Consider the following 18,459-nt stretch of genomic DNA (forward strand, 5'->3'; position numbering starts at 1 on the left):
GGTGGTTTTCAGTTTGCTCTGGCAACAGCCGCCAACTCTACCTATGATGACGAAAGCTTTGATCTTTACCATGCCGCTGTAAAATATAGCAACGGCGGGTTCTATGGCGCTCTGGGTTACATCGACTACAACTCTGAAGCCATGAATGGTGACAAAGAGAGCGAAATGGGTCTTGCCCTGGAGTATGACTTTGGTGTCGGTACTATCGCGGGTGTCTACTCACACGTTAAAAATGACGTCGCTGATGACTACAAGCCTTGGGATATTGCGGCCACTTACAACGTCGCAGAAAACACTACTTTGAAAGCCGCTTATGCTGATTTCAAAGACGGTGCTAAAGGCTTTGGTGTTGAAGTTCAGCACGACCTGAGCAAAATGGTTAACCTGTTCGTAGGTTATGGCGATGCCAATGAAGACCTTGGCGATGGCGACATTTTCAGCACCGGTATCCGTGTACGTTTCTAACAAGTAGAAGCTGATTTGAAAAAAGGCCCTCATTTATATGAGGGCCTTTTTTATGTACAGAATGTACGGGCAAGAAAAGCTTTATTCACAGATTAAATCAGAATCCTGCAATAACAAAACCCCTCTGCTTTTTTAGATTGTTTTTTTGCATCGGCGGCAAAGTCAGCTATCTGGTCCGGCTTGTAATCGCACGGGGATTCAATGCGAATAACGGCGGACGCTATAGAAGTGAGTGGAAAATTGCGCTGCATACCGTCACGATCCAGAGCAGTCATATACCCCTGCTGAATCATCGCCTGAGGGTACAGAGAGTGCGTTGCTGCTTTGAAAGCGAACTGCACTTCACGAGTCAGCGCCTCCACGCCCTCTCTTTCCGTCATAACGACAAAGTCGTCTCCACCTATGTGACCGACAAAATCAGTGCTGCTATTAAAGTGTTTCAACAGCAAATCCGCTATCCGGGTAATAACCAAATCACCTATCTGGTATCCAAGCACATCATTGAGTGGTTTGAAATCATTGATGTCGATATAAATGAATGAAAAGGGCAGTTGCCGTTTTAAGCGCTTATCCAACTCGTTATTGATCGGCACATTACCAGGCAGTTGTGTCAGCGGGTTAGCATAGCGTGCTTTCTCGATACGCTCCTGGGTAATCTGTTTTAACAGGGTGCGAGCGGTACCCATTCCCGTATAGATGCCTTGATTGACAACAATAAAATGCTGTTTAAGGTAGTGGAAATCTTCTTCGATCAGTTTACGACTGATCTCATCCAGTGTGGAGTTCTGATCGACCACCAGTGAATCACGCCCGATAAAGTGAATAACCGGACGCTTCTCAAAGAGTGCCCGACCATACTGACTGCCATAGAGTTCCAATACCCGCCACTTATGCAGCAACCCCAACGGCCTACCTTCATGCACAACAGGTAAGGAGAAAATATTAATCTCCTTTTGCAAACGCTCCCAGGCTTCACGCAACGAAACATCCGGCTCTACAGGCTCTATGTATTTACACAGGTCTCGAGCCAGCTTACCTGTCGTTTTATGCACCACCTGTTGTCTATCCGGCAGGCAACTCAGATCGGCTGTTGGATAGGGTTTGGGACGCCCTACCAAAAAGCCCTGAATCAACACAATACCCAGGTCCATAACTACATTTAGCTCGGCCTGATTTTCGACACCTTCGGCGATCAGGGCACAACCTAAGCGACTGGACAAATCCACCAGTGAGCGCACAAATTCGAGTTTTACCAGATCATCGTGAATATCACGAATAAAGTGCCGGTCTATTTTGACAAAGTCAGGCTTGAGGTCAGACCAGAGCTTCAGGCCGGAATACCCCGTTCCCAGATCATCAATGGCTATTCGAAAGCCCTGCAGTTTAAGCGCATTTATGGCGTTTTTCAGCTCCTGAAGCTGCAACGCAGGGTAACGCTCAGAGATTTCTATCACTATCTGCTGCGGCTGTAAATTGTACTGCCGGATCAGTTCCATCAGTCGGATGCCGCGGAAGCGTGAGGGCAACAACATGCTTGGGCTCATATTGACAAACAAATAACTGTCGAGCGCATGAGCCGCCCAGTTCTTCGCCGCCGCTGTCAGACAGGCCTCTTCCAGATCCCCTGAAGAACCTGACTTTTCAGCCACATCAAATAAAATCGGAGCAGCGTGCAATGGACTGTCGGACGGCCCTCGACTCAGCGACTCATAACCAAACACTTCCTGCTTATCAATATCGACGATGGGCTGAAACAATGAGGTTATCAGCCCATCACTCAGAATGTGTTTAAGTTCGTCCTGTAGTCTGTCTTTCATAGATGCCTTCTGCTTCGCAAATACCAACTGGCGTAATCAATTGAGCCGCGCTTTACACAAGCATCAGAGACAGGATTAGGACGCCTCTTGTTTAAAATGCTCTGTACACAGAACTGTAACGAGATTATGTGACAAAAATATTACTGATGATTTTATAGGGTTTTTTACTCACTGATTTTTCTGTGTATTTACACTGATGGTGAGTACATCATGCAACCAAAACTCTTCATCAAATTCAATACAGGCACCATCGTCTGTTTTACCTATACGGGTAATATATAAGCCAGGACAGCCAGAATTCACCCCCAATGCCGCTGCAATGCTACCGGTCAAGGCTGTCGGGGTAATGGTGATCTGTTTGCGGGTCAACCTGATGCCATATTTATCAGCCAACAACTTCCACAAAGACTCAAACCGCTCCTGTTCGATTCCCGGCAAGTAGCGTGGATTCAGCCAGATAGTCTCAACAAACACCAAACGCTCATCCACGAAGCGGCGACGACGCAGCAGGTAAACATCATCCCCTGGCTGCAATGCCAAGGCTGTCGCTACTGAGGTACTAGCCTGCATTTTCTCGATACCCAGCACCTCCGTACGCGGTACTCGCCCCTGTTCAGCAACGTAATGAGTAAAGCTGACATCATTTACCGGCTCATAGGTCAGGCGTGGCGAGGACACAAACCAGCCGCGCCGATTACTGCGATAAATAGTCCCTTCACTTTCCAGTTGTGCCAATGCCTGACGCAGGGTAATGCGCGTAGTATTAAAGCTATCGGCCAACATACGTTCTGCGGGCAAGCGCGAGCCCACCGGCAGATCGCCGGAGGTAATGCGCTGCATCAATTGATCTCTAAGCTGCAGATATAACGGTTGTTCTGCCATGAACCGGTCCATATCAAATAATTGCTACAATATTAACGGATTATTGACTCAATATGACAGTATATGGCTCGAATGACGCTGGTCATAAAAACGCCATATTACTGTCATCACCCGGTCACCTGTATCAGCAATGATCCATAAGGTTATTATCCCGGGGGTGAATCATGTTGAATATAGAAGCGTTGGTATCTGAAAAATACCCGGCGCTGGCACACAAGCCTGCAGTGCTGAAAACACCCGTGATGCAATTATTGCGTCACCTGTTCCATGAAGACGAGGTCAATCAGTTTCTTCACACCCATCAGGACCTGGGCGCGTTTGAATTCACCGATAAGGTGCTCGAACATTTCCGCATCAGCTATTTAGTCTCTGCTCGGGAAAAAGAAAATATACCCTCTGAGGGGCGTGTCGTGATTGTTTCCAACCATCCGCTCGGAACGCTGGATGGGCTGGTATTACTTAAGTTAGTCGGCGAGGTAAGGCGTGATATCAAGATCCTGGCCAATGATCTTCTATGGCAATTTGCCCCGCTGAGACCGCTACTGCTACCTGTGGATAATTTGACCCAAAGCGGTTATCGCAAGACCGTCAGAGAAGTCACCGATTGTCTGAAAAAAGAGCAGGCGGTGATCATTTTTCCAGCCGGTGAAGTCTCCCGAGCCACGGCTACCGGCATCAAGGATGGTCCTTGGCAAAGTGGCTTTGTACATTTTGCCCGTAAGACCAATGCGCCAATCCTGCCAATTCATTTAAACAGTAAAAATTCGGCCATTTTCTATTCGCTGTCGATGATCTACCGCCCGATTGGCGGACTGATGCTGGTCAACGAAATGTTTAAGAAAAATGCCGAAGATATGCCGGTCAGAATCGGGGAACTCATCCCGCTGGAACGTTTTGATAATAACGAGTTACCGTTAAAAACCCGGCTAAAATTATTACGTAAACATGTATACAGACTGCCAAAAAACAAAAAGTCCCTGTTTGTAACTGAAAAACCTATTGCTCACCCTGAAGAGCGTCAGTTACTGCGGCAGGAATTACGTAAAGCCGAATGCCTGGGGAAAACCCAGGATGGAATGCAGATTTACCTGTTTGATTATGCCTCAGACTCCCCGGTGATGCGTGAGCTAGGCCGCCTTAGAGAATTAACCTTCCGTCGGGTAGGTGAAGGTACCGGCCAGCGCTTTGATCTCGACAGCTATGACCGTAACTATAAACACCTGATTCTCTGGGATGAAGAAGCACTTGAACTGGTCGGCGCTTACCGTATTGGCGAGTGTGCTTCCGTTATCAGGGATAACGGCTTACAGAGTCTCTATGCCGCCAGTCTGTTCAGCTATCAGCCGGAACTCGAGCCACTGCTGGAAAATGCCGTCGAGTTGGGGCGCAGCTTCGTTCAGCCCCGCTACTGGGGACGTCGCAGCCTGGATTATCTCTGGTACGGAATAGGGGCTTACTTGAAAAGCCGACCGCATATTGACCGTATGCTGGGCCCCGTATCGATATCGGCCAAGCTACCACAAATTGCCCGGGATTTGCTGGTGATCTACTACCGCCACTACTTTGGCCTTGAACAGATGGCCAAAGCCAACGCGCCTTACTGCCCGTCTGACGCTGGACTGAGTGAAGCACAACGGCTGTTTTGCTTCAACGATGCCCGCGAAGATTTTATTGCACTGAAAGAGCGACTGGATCTCTACGGTGTCACTGTGCCTACACTGTACAAACAATATACTGAGCTCTGCGAAGACCAGGGAGTTAACTTCCTGGACTTCAGTGTCGATGCAGACTTCGGTTACTGTATTGATGGTCTGGTGATGGTGAACGTCGCGCAAATCAAGGCGAAAAAGCGCCAGCGCTATATGGGTGATCTGAACGCTTGATGACTAAACTCTTGGTAAGTGGATGGGGCTTAAGGCAACCGGGTCAACCCCACCCACTCTACCTGTGAAAAGCTGCCATAGGGAGTTTCTTCTTGGCGGATCCGGGTCAATCCGGCATAAGGCAAATCAAAGAACAAGGCTTTTTCAATCGGCTGCTGCAGAATCTGGCGCAACAAAAAATTACAGGTAAACAGATGGGCTACGATAAGCAGATGCTTACCTGGGTATGTCTCGGCCAACATCTTCCACACGCCGCGAATGCGGAAATCAAAGTCATGCAAGGTTTCACCCTGAGGTGGGGGGTTTAGCAGCGGGTCGACCCAAAAGGCGGTCACGCCATCCGGTTTATTGACCAGCGCAGGGAACGACTGACGCGCTTCTACATGAGTCAGACCTTCCCACTGGCCTAGAAACAGCTCGGCCAGGTCCTTGTGCTCCTGCACCGGAATTTGATGCTGGGCACCTAACCAAGTGGCAAACTCGCGGCAACGGCGCAGTGGCGAGGTGATAATGATATCCCAGGGCGCCTGATCTCCGACGGCCTGGCGCATCTGCAACCAACCTTCACGACTGAGCGGATCATCCGTTGCACCGCGGAACTTTCGTCCACCTTCAGGCTCACCGTGACGGATCAAATCAAACGTTGTCACTACCGCATCCATTGATCGCATTGCAATTCCTTAAATAAACGCTTTGCGCACTTTGGCAGAAATATATTCTGAAACCAGCACCGTGGCAAAAATCATAATAAAGATAATACTGACCTTGTCCCAGGCCAAGGTATTGATAGCCGCATTCAACTGCAGACCAATACCACCGGCACCTACCAATCCCAGCACAGTTGATTCTCTGATATTAATATCCCAGCGATAAATACTGATCCCTGCGAAAGCTGGCATTACCTGTGGTAACACGGCGTAGTTCATTACCTGCAGGCGGCTGGCACCCGTTGCGGTGATGGCTTCTACCGGTGTGGGATGAATTTCCTCTATCGCTTCATAAAGTAATTTACCCACAAAGCCTATAGAACGCAGAGCAATGGCAAGAATACCAGCCAGCAAGCCAGGTCCCAGAATAGTCACCAGCAGCATGGCCCAGATCAGTGAGTTGATTGACCTGGATGATACGATGATCATCAGCGCCACACTACGAATCAAAGGGTGTGGCGTGGTGTTACGTGCCGCCAGGAAGGCACAGGGAAAAGCCATCAGAATACCCAGCAGGGTTCCCAGCGTAGCGATATTGATGGTGTCCCAAAGCGGCTGCCAAAGGCGGCTGGCATAGCCCCACTCAGGCGGCATCATCCGGCTTAACAGATCAGCGCCCTGACGTGGAGCATCCTCGACAAACACCCACATGGTATTATCAGAAATCTGCTTCCAGCACAGTAGAAACAACGACACGCCAGCTAACCAACCCAGCCAGATCAACCATTGCTAACGCGAAGTACGCAAGGTCCATTGAGCAGGGCTCGAACCTGTATCTGTTTGTATGTATTTAACCGGCATTACTGCACCCACTTACGCACATAACCCGACGCATATTCCGTCAGCATTACGATACCAATAATAATTAACAGAACCGCTGCCGCCGTATCATATTCATAACGACTCAGAGAGGTATTCAAGGTGGCCCCTATCCCCCCAGCACCGACGATACCGATCACCGCCGATTCACGAAAATTAATATCCAGCCGGTACATAGACAAGCCGATCAGTCGCGGCATAACCTGTGGCTGCACCGCATAGTTCATTAGCTGCAACCAGCTACCGCCGGTGGCCCGAATGGCCTCAACCTGACGTTCATCAATATCTTCAATATCTTCAGCCAACAACTTGGCCATAAAGCCGATCGTGGCAAACGCCAAGGTTATCATTCCCGCCAATGGTCCAAACCCAAACATCACCACAAACAAAATGGCGATAATAACCTCCTGAAAGGTGCGTGAGACGGCAATAATAGATCGGCAAAACAGATATATCGGCCAGGGAGCCATATTGCGCGCGGCACCGATACCGACAGGGATCGCCAGTAAAATACCGATGGTGGTCGAGGTGAAGGTCATGGTCAGGGATTCAATGATGCCCTGCTGTATATCACCCCAGCGACTAGTAAAGTCTGGCCTGAGAAAGGCGGCAAAGAAATTCAAACCACGAGAGGCACCTTCCGCCACTCTCGCCCAGTTCACCTCAATACTGAGAGTAGCTAAAACCAGGTAAATCAGGCATACCGCTACCAATGCCAAGCGATAACGCCAATCGGCAATTAAGGGCGGACGTCGCCAACGCCCCTGCGCTGCCATGGCCTGTCGATCAGTGGATTGATGCACAAGTCGACTACTCATAGGGCGGCGGTCCGCATCAGACTGGACATGGTTGTAGCGGTTTTACCAGGTTGTTCCTCTGACTCCCCTGCCTCTGCATCAGGCCGGGTATTCCAATCCTCTTCGCCATAGATACGGGTCAGAATCTCGGCATCCAACTGGTCTGGCAAGCCATCAAACACCAGTTCGCCGGCACGCAGTCCGATGATCCGATCAGCATATAACTGCGCCAGCTGGACATCATGTATATTGATGATGGCGGCGAGCTGTCGCTCGGCACAAAGTTCTTTAATCAAGCGCATAATCTGCCGCGAGGTTTTCGGATCGAGACTGGCGGTCGGCTCATCGACCAGCAGAATATCCGGGCTTTGCAGCAATGCACGGGCAATACCGACACGCTGGCGCTGACCACCGGAAAGCTCATCGGCACGCTTATCAATAAAATCGCTAAGCCCCACACGTTCCAGCAAGCGAAAGGCTTCTTTGATCACATCCTGGGGGTAACGGCGTAAATAACTGCGCCAGAAGCCGGTATAACCTAAATAACCGGACAGCACATTTTCCATTACAGTAAGGCGATCGATCAGTGCATATTCCTGAAAAATCATCCCCATGCGGCGCCGTGCTTTGCGTAACTGACGCTGACTCAAACCAGTCAATTCGGTCTCACCCAGAAACACCTGTCCCTGCGTGGGCTCGACCAGCCGGTTAACACAACGGATCAGCGTGCTTTTACCAGCACCCGACGGGCCAATTAAAGCGGTCACCTGACCGGCGGGTATTTCCAGCGACACGTCTGTCAGGGCTCTGTCACCCGTGTTATAGCGTTTAGTTAATTGCTTCAGTATCAGCATAACGTCCCCAGTTTTAACTTATCTAACAGTCTGCGCATCCATGCGACCGCTGCATCGCACATCCTGTACATAAAAAAGCCTCTCATCCTTGAGAGGCGAAGAGCCCTGATCATTGAACTCTAGTATGTTGAACTCTAAGTGCCTATACGTGGATCAATCGCAGTTATAGGTCACATCCATAGCCTTATCGATGGTACGAACCACAGCCCAATGCTGCTGGTAAGTAATCGGGATAAACTGTGCTTCACCCGAGTTTTTAAACTCTTCCTGCAGTGCACTGCCATTCCAGTCATAACTGAAGAAGGCTTCCTGAACTTTTTCAGCCAGCTCAGGCTTCAGGTTATACACATAGCCGTAACCGGTAGTTGGGAAAGTCTCTGACTTATAGACCGTGGTATAGCTCTCTGGCTTAACCACATCACGTGCGACCATGCGATTCAAAACAGAGTTGGCTACTGCCGCTGCATCGTAGTCATTATTGATTACGCCCAGGATGGAGTTGTCATGCCCGCCAGAAAAAGAGGGTTCAAAATCACGTTCGGCAACCATGTCAAACTCAGCTTCTAGCAAAGCAGACGGTGCTTTAAAGCCGGAATTAGATGTCGGTGAGGTGAATGCCAGGCTACGGCCTTTAATATCTTCTATCGTTTCGATGCCTGAATCTGGACGAGTGATAATCTCCATTTCATAACCGAATGTACCATCTTCACGCGCCATCATGGTGAAAGGCACGAAGCCGGCACAGTTTACAGCCAGGGGATTAGAACCTGTGTTGAATCCGGCTACATGCAGGCGACCCGCACGCATGGCTTCTAGCTGAGCCGCATTGGACTGAACTGGAAAGAACTGAACCCGCTTACCAGTCACACTTTCCATGTGTTTCAGAAAACCATCCCAAACCTGCGCATAGACGGCTGGATCTTCAACTGGTGTATAAGCAAATACCAGTGTATCTGGATCAACCCAGTCTTTTGCATCAGCAGGTGCATCCGCAACCATATTACCGTCAGCATCGGTAAAGCGTGATGACATATCACTGGCAACCGCTGTAAATGAAGCACTGATAGCCAAAAGTCCCATTGCCAGTGGGGTATGTAAAGGTAGTGTCATTTTCGTAAGTATGCGCATCATAAACCTCATCTAAGCATTCTAAGTTAGCGCTACTTTAGTCGCGAAATATGACGATGACATGTCACACAGATGATGAATTTATGTCAGTTAGATGAATGCAAATAGCGGTCTTGTCAAAACTCTGTCATCTAGTTTTCATAAGATAGGTGTTCACCGGCCCAATATGGAGAGCTCCGATGACCGGCAGTGATTTTCATGCCCGTACCCGTTCTGAATTTCAAGCGTTTCTGGCTCAACAGGCCCTGCGTTTTCCGGCACCCAATCGTTTACGTGTCGACCTGCATTGCCATGATCACAACAGTGACGTACCTGACGAGCTATGGGGGCGGTTGCTCAAACTGCCAGAAACCTGGTTGCCCACCGATAAACTGGTGCAGCGTTTACAGCAAGCAGGCACCGATCTGGTCACCATTACCAATCACAACAATGCCCGCTCTTGCTGGGAATTGATGGATCAGGGTATGGATGTATTGTCGGCGGCTGAGTTCACCTGCCATTTTCCGGATGAAAGCCTGAGTATTCATGTACTGGTTTATGGCTTTAATCCGCAGCAGGAAAGTCGTCTTAACCGGCTACGGCAGAATATTTATCACTTTGCCGCCTATGCACTGGAGCAGGATCTACCCACCGTACTGCCTCATCCGTTGTTTTTCTACAGTGCTAAAAACAGTCGTGGCATTGAAGCGCTGGAAAAGCTGGCACTGCTGTTTGAGCGCTATGAAGTACTCAATGGCCAACGCGGCTTCTGGCAAAATCGTATGACCCAGTTATGGGTCGATAGCCTGACAGAAGAAAAAATACACCAGTTAACACTGAAGCATAAAATCAACCCCCAGGATTTTTGTGCGCACCCCTTCCACAAATGCGTGACGGGTGGCTCTGATGACCACAATGGCATTTTTGCCGGTGAATGCGGCAGCTTTCTGTTTGTGGATAACCTGGAAGAGCGGCGTAAAACAGAGCCGTTATCGGCATTGGCTCTGGAAGCGCTACGCGCTGGCTATATCGCCCCTTACGGTGAACCTGGCGAAGAAGAACGCCTGACTACAACCTTCCTGGATTATTTTTCTCAGGTGGCCATCCACATGAAAGATCCGGGGTTACTCCGGCTGATGCTGCACAAGGGTAGTCTGAAGGATAAGCTGCTGTGCTTAGGTATAAGCAACGCCATGCAGGAGCTGCAACGGCATAAATACACCCTGACCTTTTTAAAAACCTTTCATCAGGCACTGGGAGGCAAGGCTCCCGCCCTGCTAACCAACTTGGGCGTACCGAAAGAGTTTAAGCCCACGCTGAAGATCGTCAAGCAACTGGCAAAGGCACGGCGCAAGCAGCCCGAGCAATTTTCCCTTACCCTGCGAGACAGTATTCCTTCACTGTACCGCGAAGTGACCAGCATCTTCTTTCGTCGTTTGGAGCGTGAGCTGGATAGTTTCAAGGGGAAGCGCTTCTCTCGGGTTAATCTAAATACCCTGATCAACCAGTTTGAAATACCGACCAGTTTCAGACACCTGGCTGCCAGCAAGGCATCCGCACAGTCGCATATGAGCCATGTACAGGTGTTCAAAGTGATGGATGAACTGACCTTTCCAGCCCTTGCCGCACTGGTAATTGGTGGTGCATCCTTTACGGCTAGCCAGGTGCTTTTCGCCAATCGACAGCTGATGAATCAGCTAGCCGAAAACCTGAATGCAGGCCATCACTCTAAACGCATTCTATGGTTGACCGATAGCCTCTGTGACAGCAATGGCGTGTCATCCTTTCTCAAAAATGTATTAACCGAAATACAAACCCGCGACCTGCCGATAGACCTGCTCACCTGTCATCCCGATCTACCGGCCGAAGATCACCTGCAGGTGCTGCGTCCGGTTAGCCGATGCAGCTTACCACCACCATTTGAACAAACCTTTTACCTGCCCGACATGCTGGAGCTGCAGCGTGTATTTGAGCAAGGCGGCTATGATCGCATCATCTGCTCTACAGAGCTGATCATGGGACCGGTAGCTCTCTACCTGAAGCATGCCTTTTCTGTACCTGTGTGGTTTTATATGCACACTGACTGGAATGAGTTCTTTAGCCGTAGTGCCGGACTCAAACCCCAGCAGAGTGACCGATTGCGACGGCTATTACGTGCATTTTATAGCCGATTCGATGGGTTACTGGTGCTGAATAATGAACATAAAGCCTGGCTGGCATCGCCCGCCATGGGGGTGGATGCCAGCAAACTGCAACTGACAGCCCATTGGGTCGATGATTCCTTCCACCAGATCAGCCACCAACGGCGCTTACCTGAGACACGTCCTACCTTACTTTATGCTGGCCGGATCAGTCGTGAGAAAGGGGTGCTGGATCTGCCAGCGGTGCTGGACAGCATCCGTGCTCAACTACCCGATATTCGACTGATTGTTGCCGGTGATGGCCCCGCGCTGAAGAAGCTGCGTAAGAAAATGCCGGATGCTGAGTATACCGGCTGGGTTGCTGCTGAACAGATGGCCGAGCTCTACCTGCAAGCGGACCTACTGCTGATGCCCTCGCGCTTTGATACCTTTGGCTGTGTGGTGCTGGAAGCCCTGGCTACCGGCTTGCCGGTGGTTGCCTATGCCAGCAAGGGACCGGCTGATATTATTCGTCATAATCAGGAAGGCTTTCTGTGCGACACAGCCAAGCAGATGGCTGAGCAGGCAGTACACTATCTCCAGCTCCCGTCCCTACAGAAAAAAACACTGCAAAATTCCGCCATTGCCCGCTATGCTGATTACCGACCTCAGCCGATCCTGGATCAGTTAATGCACGATATCGGCCTGTATAGCAAAACAGACAGCCGCCAAGAGCCCATATATGACACACCATCCACCTGAACCGGATAAACGCTTTCTGGAAGTATTCATCACCTTTCTGCAACTGGGATTTACTTCATTTGGTGGCCCAATAGCGCATCTGGGTTTTTTTCAAACCGTGTTTGTGCAACAGAAACGCTGGATCAGCGCCGAAGCCTATGCTGAACTGGTCGCCTTGTGTCAGTTTATCCCTGGGCCTGCCAGTAGCCAGGTAGGGTTTGGCATAGGACTACAGCGTGCTGGAGTAGCCGGGGCACTGGCCGCCTGGGTGGGTTTTACCCTGCCCTCTGCTCTGCTGATGCTGTTACTCGGAGTCACCCTGGTTAATCTCGATCTGTCCGCCTATCAAGGATTGATTCAAGGCCTCAAAATTACCGCCGTAGCAGTCGTATGCTGGGCACTCTGGAACATGGCCAAGAGCCTGACCCCGGACTACCGACGCCGTAGCATTGCGTTACTCGCCGCAGGGGTTGCCTTAATCCTTCCTGGTATATTCGGCCAATTGGGTGCGTTACTACTTGGGGTACTCCTGGCACCCTGGCTGGTTAAAACGACCACACTCGCGACCGATCAGGCCGGGTTACAAATTCCAATTTCGACAAGTCTGGCGGTCACTGCGGCGGTGTTATTCAGCAGTGGCCTTCTGCTCTTGCCTCTACTGGCAATTTACACTCAGGACAGCTCTCTACTGATCAGTGATGCCATGTACCGTGCGGGTGCACTGGTGTTCGGTGGCGGGCATGTGGTGTTACCCTTGCTCCACGCCGAAACCGTCAGCACAGGTCTGATCAATGCCAATGACTTCCTTGCAGGTTACGGTGTCGCTCAAGCAATGCCCGGCCCCCTGTTCAGTTTTGCGGCCTTTATCGGAGCCCATACTGGCGGTGCACTGATGGCGCTGGTGGCATTAGTGGCAATCTTCCTGCCTGGATGCTTGTTGTTAATCGCCATACTGCCCGTTTGGCAAAAACTTCGCCGACATCACTGGCTCCGGCAGGCCCTGGGTGGAGTCAATGCCGCGGTAGTTGGCTTGCTGGCAGCCGCGCTCTATGATCCGGTGATCACCGCCGGGATTCACCAGTGGCAGGATGCCCTGCTGGCTCTGGTGTTGCTCGGCCTGCTAGCCACCGGCCGGATCCCCGTCTGGCTACTGGTTCCCTTAGGCGCACTGGCAGGCTATACCCTGCTCTAACACACTCAATCAGACGACAAGAGCACATTATGCCAACCGCCTCAACCCTGACAGAGACCCGTATTCGGTTTGTCTGCCTTGCACGTGTTCTACTCTTTGCAACCTTTATGACGGTGGCGGCCACCTTACCCTTGTTGATCCGGGACTGGTCGCTCAGTGCCACAGCGGCTGGGGCACTGATCACCGCCTTTACTCTGGGCTACGCCTTGTCTCTATTTCTGTTTGCCTGGGCATCCGATCACCTGGGGGCCAAACGGGTGGTGGCCAGCTCGGCACTGGCAGCAGGTATCAGTAGCCTGCTGTTTGCTTTTCTGGCACGCGACTGGAACAGCGCCTTTTGGCTCTACGGTCTAATTGGCCTGTGTCAGGGCGGTATCTATACACCACTGATCGTGCTGATTTCCGATGAAATTGATCCGGCTAAACGCGGTCATGCTATGGGTATGCTGATTGCGTCGACATCCGTTGGCTATGCAGCCTCTCTGGCGCTGTGTGGCTTAGGCATTGCCTTGGGAGGCTGGCCGATGGCCTTTATCCTCACCGGCATGCTGCCGATCTTCGGAGCAATGCTATTAATCTGGACACTCGGCCCACTCACCAATCGGATTCACCCTGCTCAGGTAAACCTGAGAATCACCGACGAGCTGTTACGAAACCGGCAGGCGCGGCTGCTGAACACCGGCTACATTGCCCATAACTGGGAGCTGTTAGGCATGTGGGCCTGGATACCTGGTTTTCTGGCCGCTGGATTCGCGCTGAAAGGTCTGGACAGTGCACAGGCCAGCATGAGTGGCGCCTACCTGTCGGGTTTCATGCACCTGTTCGGGGCGGTTGCGGCGCTAAGCATGGGACGGTTATCGGATCGGCTGGGGCGTCAAAAGCTGCTGTTGCTGTTAGCGGCCAGCAGTACGCTGCTATCCTTCAGTATCGGCTGGCTAATCCACTTGCCCCTGGTGCTGCTGATGCTGCTGGTACTGGCTTATGCTTTTACTTGCCTGGGTGATTCACCCATTCTCACCACGGCCCTCTCCGAAGCTGTGCGCCCAGGCTACCTGGGGCGTGTTCTGGCATGGCGATCCTTGCTTGGTTTTATTGCTGGCGCCCTGGCACCCTTGGCGTTTGGCGGTGTGCTGGATCTGTTTCAACAGGCAAAACCCGCTATCGCTTGGGGTATGGCCTTTGCCACGCTTGGCATCGGTGGAGTGGTTGCCAGTTACTGTGCCGTGCGTTTGCAAAGCAACCCAGTACCTGCGAGCACCTTGAACAAAGAGCTTTGACAAGCCTAGGCTTAACACCAATAATATATGGAATTTCATATATTGTTACCAGAATCCTCTATGGGTTTTATTGAACAACAAGCAGGATATTGAATATGTCACACGAGGATTCAGCACAACAAACACCCTCAACTGAAAGCATGGGTATGTTTGGTCGCTTTCTGTCAGTTTGGGTAGCTCTGGCTATTGTAGCGGGCATTCTACTGGGTCAATTCGCTCCGGCTATACCCGAAGCCCTGGCGGCCTATGAGTATGCGCAGGTATCCATCCCAGTAGCGATCCTGATCTGGGCAATGATCTTCCCGATGATGGTGCAGATTGATTTTTCTGCACTGCTGGAAGTGCGCAAACAGCCCAAAGGATTGCTGATCACCACCAGCGTCAACTGGCTGATCAAGCCTTTCAGCATGTTTGCAATCAGTTGGTTTTTTCTATTGGTCGTGTTCCGACCTCTCATCCCCGAAAACCTGGCCTATGAATACTTAGCTGGAGCCATACTGCTCGGTGCAGCGCCCTGCACTGCGATGGTATTTGTATGGAGCTATCTGACCCGTGGTGATGCTGCCTATACCCTGGTTCAGGTAGCGGTGAATGATCTGATCATGCTGTTTGCCTTTGCACCCATCGTGGTGCTTTTGCTCGGTATCTCCAATATTCCAGTGCCCTGGGATACAGTGGTCTTGTCGGTGATTCTGTATATCGTAATTCCATTGGGTGCCGGTTATCTGACTCGAGTCACTCTTATTCGGCAGCATGGTCAGGCATGGTTTGATCAGGTCTTTATGCCACGTATCGGTTCAGTAACACCTGTCGCGTTAATCATCACCCTGGTCTTGTTGTTTGCTTTTCAGGGTGAAGTCATCCTTAACAACCCGTTACATATTCTGTTGATTGCCGTCCCACTGATTATTCAAACTGTACTGATCTTCCTGTTTGCCTACTATTGGGCAAAAAGCTGGAAGGTACCGCATAACATTGCAGCACCCGGTGCGATGATCGGAGCGAGTAATTTTTTTGAGCTGGCCGTTGCTGCCGCCATTGCACTGTTTGGATTACAATCAGGGGCCGCCTTGGCAACGGTGGTAGGTGTGTTAGTCGAAGTGCCGCTTATGTTGGCGCTGGTTCGTTACGCCAACCGTACCAGAGGCCAGTTTGTACAAACTGCCACAGAGTAAGCCTTTTAGGGCTTAAGACCCGTTAAAGCAAGCGGCTTAACACGGTTATGAGTAGTAGTGTTAGTAAACGCTCTAGAACACATGCAATGAATGAGCTTTGAGGCTGAGGGAGACAGGCATCCCTTCATGTAACTGCTGTCGTTCGACATAATGTAGAGGAATAAAAAAACTCAAAGGCAGTTCAGGAGCATGAGTGGGTAAGACACGCACACTGGCATGGGGTCCCATAATCACCAGTTCAGTGATATGCCCTGCTATCGGATTTTCACTGTCTCCCGGAACCGGCCTATCTGGACGCTGAAGAAGTATGCTCTGCGGTGGGGCAATCCAACTGACTTGCTCACCCAGTAGGCTCGGCCCCCCCTGCTGCGCCACACTGACTCGGTGGCCAGCCCAATCTAAAACGATTGTATCCTGCTCAACACCTGATACCCTTGCATTAAATATATTCTGCAAACCCAACAACCTAGCCACATCCGGGCTAGCCGGGTGCAGCATCAGATGGACTGGATCAGCACACTGCAATTGTTGCCCGTGGTGTATCACACAGATACGATCTGCCAGTTGCAGCGCTTCATCCAGATCATGAGTGACCAGTAATATGGGAATATCGATCTGCTTACGCAGCAACGCCAGTTCGCGGCGTAAACGAAAACGGGTCACCTGATCTACCGCCGAAAAAGGCTCATCCAGCAATAACAGATCCGGCTTTGAAGCCAGCGCACGTGCCAGCGCCACCCGCTGACGCTGGCCACCGGATAACTGGGTTGACAGTCGATTATGCAACCCCGACAGATTGACCCGCTCCAGCCAGGCAAGGGCAGCCGCTTCACGCGCCTGTCGTGGTAGGTGAGACATGGTCAGAGTCAGATTTTGCAGCGCAGTCAAATGCGGAAAAAGCGCATACTGCTGAAACACCATACCGACGCGTCGCTGCTCCGGTTTGAGGCAAATGCGTTGCTGACTATCCAGCCAGACACGCCCCTGGCAGCTAATCTGCCCCTCAACATCGGTATAGAGACCCGCCAAGGCACGCAGTAGCGTGGTTTTACCACTGCCAGACGGTCCGATCAGCGCGACAATTTCTCCCGGCGCACAACCCAGATCCATCTCTAATGGAATACTCTCCTGTGCACGTAGACTCATCTCCAGTCCGCGATTCATAGACGACCCTTCTCTGAATAGCCTTGGGTCTTCCATTGCACCAGCAACAGGCTGGCAAACGCCAGAGTTAACAAGAGTAGCGACATCTGACCTGCCGCCGTCATATTCAGCGCTTGAACTTCATCATAAATAGCGATCGATAGGGTACGTGTTTCTCCTGCGAGATTGCCGCCCACCATTAACACCACCCCAAATTCTCCGAGGGTATGGGTGAAGGTCAGCAAAAATGCACTGAGCAGACCGGGCCAGGCCAAGGGTAGCTCTACCCGCCACAAGGCCTGCCAAAAGTTCAAACCACACACTCTCGCCGCATCACGGACATCCGGGTCTATCGCAGCAAAACTGTTCTGCACCGGTTGAATGGCGAAGGGTAAATTGGCTACCAGCGAAACCAGCAGCAGGCCTTCAAAACTAAAGGCTAACTGTCGTCCCGTCAGCCACTGCCAACTGGCGCCGAAGGTGGCATCCGGTGCAATAGCAACCAGAAAGTAATAACCCAATACGGTGGGCGGTAAGACTAAGGGTAGAAAAATAAGACTTTGAATAAAGGGCCGAAGCGGCAGTTGGCGCACAGCCAGCGCACGACCCATAAAAATACCGACTGGAAACAGCACAATGCTGGTCCAGAAGGCCAGTTTCAGTGATATTTGCAGGGCCTGCCAATCCATCAGTCGGGGAGTCCAAAACCGTGGCGCGTTAAAATCTGTTTTGCTTCTGGTTGCTGAATATAGTCAAAAAATACCTGTGCAGTTTCACCGGCCCCCTTTATCAAAGCGACACGCTGAATAAGTGGCGGATGTTCAGTGGCCGGGATAAGCCAGGTTTGTCCCTGTAAATCCTCACGCCCCTTAAGTAATGACCAGGCCACCACACCTGTTTCTGCCGCACCAGAAAGTACAAACTGGACCGCTTGCGCCACATTTTCTCCTTGTACCAGAAAGCTACTGGCCTGCTCAACTGGGTGTATGTGAGACAACCATGCCATTGCGGCCACACCAAAAGGCGCATGTCGAGGGTTAGCAATTGCCAGCTTTGCGTTAGGGGATCTTTTTTCTAACCATTGCTTCAGTGCGCTATCAGCCGCATCAGCCGAAAGGGTTTGACGACTGTAGAAGGCAATTCGGCCCAAGGCATAATCATAGGGTTGGCCTTGTACCAGTCCGAGAGATTGCAATTGATCAATATGAGCCACATCAGCTGAGAAAAACAACTCAAACGGTGCTCCTTGCTGTACCTGGCTAGTAATAACACCGGATGAGCCAAATGTCAGGCTGATATCATACTGTGGAAACGCTTGATTAAATTGCACTGCTATTTCTTTCAAGGCTAACTGGAGACTTGCCGCAGCAGCGATTCGCGTCGAGGCAAGTGCCTGAAAGCTGAGAAGCAGGCTCAGTAATAACAATCCAGCTAAACCAACCTTATACAAGTGCCTATTATTTCTCATTCAAATTAACCC

The 18,459-nt window shown here is 51.0% G+C and carries 16 protein-coding genes; 6 read left to right on the forward strand and 10 right to left on the reverse strand.

Annotated features, from left to right (window positions below; all coding sequences use genetic code 11):
- On the forward strand, positions 1-465 hold a 465-nt coding region (locus ACN0R1_RS16770; protein ID WP_417584949.1), incomplete at its 5' end, for a porin.
- A 92-nt stretch (positions 466-557) separates the two neighbouring features.
- Here the strand turns inward: ACN0R1_RS16770 and ACN0R1_RS16775 are convergent.
- Both ACN0R1_RS16775 and ACN0R1_RS16780 read right to left on the reverse strand, forming a co-directional pair.
- Positions 558-2,282 (reverse strand): GGDEF domain-containing protein, encoded by a 1,725-nt coding sequence (locus tag ACN0R1_RS16775; RefSeq protein WP_417584951.1) that lies wholly within the window; start codon positions 2,280-2,282, stop codon positions 558-560.
- 168 nt (positions 2,283-2,450) lie between these two features.
- A complete protein-coding gene (locus tag ACN0R1_RS16780; protein ID WP_417584953.1) occupies positions 2,451-3,164 on the reverse strand; it encodes a UTRA domain-containing protein in 714 nt (237 codons plus the stop codon).
- A 164-nt stretch (positions 3,165-3,328) separates the two neighbouring features.
- On the opposite strand from ACN0R1_RS16780, the gene ACN0R1_RS16785 reads away from it, so the two are divergent.
- Positions 3,329-5,047 (forward strand): lysophospholipid acyltransferase family protein, encoded by a 1,719-nt coding sequence (locus ACN0R1_RS16785; protein WP_417584955.1) that lies wholly within the window; start codon positions 3,329-3,331, stop codon positions 5,045-5,047.
- A gap of 29 nt (positions 5,048-5,076) precedes the next feature.
- On the opposite strand, the gene ACN0R1_RS16790 is transcribed toward ACN0R1_RS16785, so the two are convergent.
- The 5 genes from ACN0R1_RS16790 to phnD all read right to left on the reverse strand — a co-directional run bounded on the left by ACN0R1_RS16790 (position 5,077) and on the right by phnD (position 9,352).
- Positions 5,077-5,718 (reverse strand): histidine phosphatase family protein, encoded by a 642-nt coding sequence (locus tag ACN0R1_RS16790; RefSeq protein WP_417584957.1) that lies wholly within the window; start codon positions 5,716-5,718, stop codon positions 5,077-5,079.
- A gap of 9 nt (positions 5,719-5,727) precedes the next feature.
- Positions 5,728-6,477, reverse strand: coding sequence for a phosphonate ABC transporter, permease protein PhnE (gene phnE / locus ACN0R1_RS16795; RefSeq protein ID WP_417584959.1), 750 nt, complete (start codon positions 6,475-6,477; stop codon positions 5,728-5,730).
- Between the two features lie 77 nt (positions 6,478-6,554).
- The gene (phnE, locus tag ACN0R1_RS16800) at positions 6,555-7,391 is read right to left on the reverse strand and encodes a phosphonate ABC transporter, permease protein PhnE (RefSeq protein WP_417584961.1); all 837 of its coding nucleotides are present in this window, start codon (positions 7,389-7,391) and stop codon (positions 6,555-6,557) included.
- Positions 7,388-8,224: a phosphonate ABC transporter ATP-binding protein gene (phnC, locus tag ACN0R1_RS16805; RefSeq protein WP_417584963.1), complete on the reverse strand. Its 837-nt coding sequence runs from the start codon at positions 8,222-8,224 to the stop codon at positions 7,388-7,390. Before phnC ends, phnE (ACN0R1_RS16800) begins: the two co-directional genes overlap by 4 nt.
- A gap of 153 nt (positions 8,225-8,377) precedes the next feature.
- A complete protein-coding gene (phnD, locus tag ACN0R1_RS16810) occupies positions 8,378-9,352 on the reverse strand; it encodes a phosphate/phosphite/phosphonate ABC transporter substrate-binding protein (RefSeq protein ID WP_417584965.1) in 975 nt (324 codons plus the stop codon).
- Positions 9,353-9,531: 179 nt separating this feature from the next.
- Between phnD and ACN0R1_RS16815 the strand changes: the two genes are divergently transcribed.
- The 4 genes from ACN0R1_RS16815 (at position 9,532) to arsB (ending at position 15,836) form a co-directional block, all read left to right on the forward strand.
- Complete coding sequence (locus ACN0R1_RS16815) at positions 9,532-12,213, forward strand: glycosyltransferase (RefSeq protein WP_417584967.1); 2,682 nt, start codon at positions 9,532-9,534, stop codon at positions 12,211-12,213.
- Positions 12,194-13,384, forward strand: a complete 1,191-nt coding sequence (gene chrA, locus ACN0R1_RS16820) for a chromate efflux transporter (protein ID WP_417584969.1) — start codon at positions 12,194-12,196, stop codon at positions 13,382-13,384. Before ACN0R1_RS16815 ends, chrA begins: the two co-directional genes overlap by 20 nt.
- Positions 13,385-13,413: 29 nt before the next feature.
- Positions 13,414-14,661, forward strand: coding sequence for an MFS transporter (locus tag ACN0R1_RS16825; protein ID WP_417584971.1), 1,248 nt, complete (start codon positions 13,414-13,416; stop codon positions 14,659-14,661).
- Between the two features lie 95 nt (positions 14,662-14,756).
- Complete coding sequence (arsB, locus tag ACN0R1_RS16830; RefSeq protein WP_417584973.1) at positions 14,757-15,836, forward strand: ACR3 family arsenite efflux transporter; 1,080 nt, start codon at positions 14,757-14,759, stop codon at positions 15,834-15,836.
- A gap of 72 nt (positions 15,837-15,908) precedes the next feature.
- Here the strand turns inward: arsB and ACN0R1_RS16835 are convergent, their stop codons facing one another.
- From ACN0R1_RS16835 to modA, 3 genes are read right to left on the reverse strand one after another with little or no spacing between them, the layout of a single operon-like run.
- On the reverse strand, positions 15,909-17,000 hold the full coding sequence (locus ACN0R1_RS16835) for an ABC transporter ATP-binding protein (RefSeq protein WP_417584975.1): 1,092 nt from the start codon (positions 16,998-17,000) through the stop codon (positions 15,909-15,911).
- Entirely contained in the window at positions 16,997-17,668 is a 672-nt protein-coding gene (gene modB / locus ACN0R1_RS16840) for a molybdate ABC transporter permease subunit (protein WP_417584977.1), read from the reverse strand. The genes ACN0R1_RS16835 and modB overlap by 4 nt, the downstream gene beginning before the upstream one ends.
- Complete coding sequence (modA, locus tag ACN0R1_RS16845) at positions 17,668-18,447, reverse strand: molybdate ABC transporter substrate-binding protein (protein WP_417584979.1); 780 nt, start codon at positions 18,445-18,447, stop codon at positions 17,668-17,670. Before modA ends, modB begins: the two co-directional genes overlap by 1 nt.
- Positions 18,448-18,459 lie beyond the last annotated feature (12 nt).

The sequence above is a fragment of the Nitrincola sp. genome (assembly GCF_048264025.1).
Classification (GTDB): domain Bacteria; phylum Pseudomonadota; class Gammaproteobacteria; order Pseudomonadales; family Balneatricaceae; genus Nitrincola.

Coding starts and splice junctions, on each gene's coding strand:
- ACN0R1_RS16775 (WP_417584951.1), bottom strand. CDS start 2,282: ATGAAAGACAGACTACAGGACGAACTTAAACACATTCTGAGTGATGGG.
- ACN0R1_RS16780 (WP_417584953.1), bottom strand. CDS start 3,164: ATGGCAGAACAACCGTTATATCTGCAGCTTAGAGATCAATTGATGCAG.
- ACN0R1_RS16785 (WP_417584955.1), top strand. CDS start 3,329: ATGTTGAATATAGAAGCGTTGGTATCTGAAAAATACCCGGCGCTGGCA.
- ACN0R1_RS16790 (WP_417584957.1), bottom strand. CDS start 5,718: ATGCGATCAATGGATGCGGTAGTGACAACGTTTGATTTGATCCGTCAC.
- phnE (WP_417584961.1), bottom strand. CDS start 7,391: ATGAGTAGTCGACTTGTGCATCAATCCACTGATCGACAGGCCATGGCA.
- phnC (WP_417584963.1), bottom strand. CDS start 8,224: ATGCTGATACTGAAGCAATTAACTAAACGCTATAACACGGGTGACAGA.
- phnD (WP_417584965.1), bottom strand. CDS start 9,352: ATGCGCATACTTACGAAAATGACACTACCTTTACATACCCCACTGGCA.
- ACN0R1_RS16815 (WP_417584967.1), top strand. CDS start 9,532: ATGACCGGCAGTGATTTTCATGCCCGTACCCGTTCTGAATTTCAAGCG.
- chrA (WP_417584969.1), top strand. CDS start 12,194: ATGACACACCATCCACCTGAACCGGATAAACGCTTTCTGGAAGTATTC.
- ACN0R1_RS16825 (WP_417584971.1), top strand. CDS start 13,414: ATGCCAACCGCCTCAACCCTGACAGAGACCCGTATTCGGTTTGTCTGC.
- arsB (WP_417584973.1), top strand. CDS start 14,757: ATGTCACACGAGGATTCAGCACAACAAACACCCTCAACTGAAAGCATG.
- ACN0R1_RS16835 (WP_417584975.1), bottom strand. CDS start 17,000: ATGAATCGCGGACTGGAGATGAGTCTACGTGCACAGGAGAGTATTCCA.
- modB (WP_417584977.1), bottom strand. CDS start 17,668: ATGGATTGGCAGGCCCTGCAAATATCACTGAAACTGGCCTTCTGGACC.
- modA (WP_417584979.1), bottom strand. CDS start 18,447: ATGAGAAATAATAGGCACTTGTATAAGGTTGGTTTAGCTGGATTGTTA.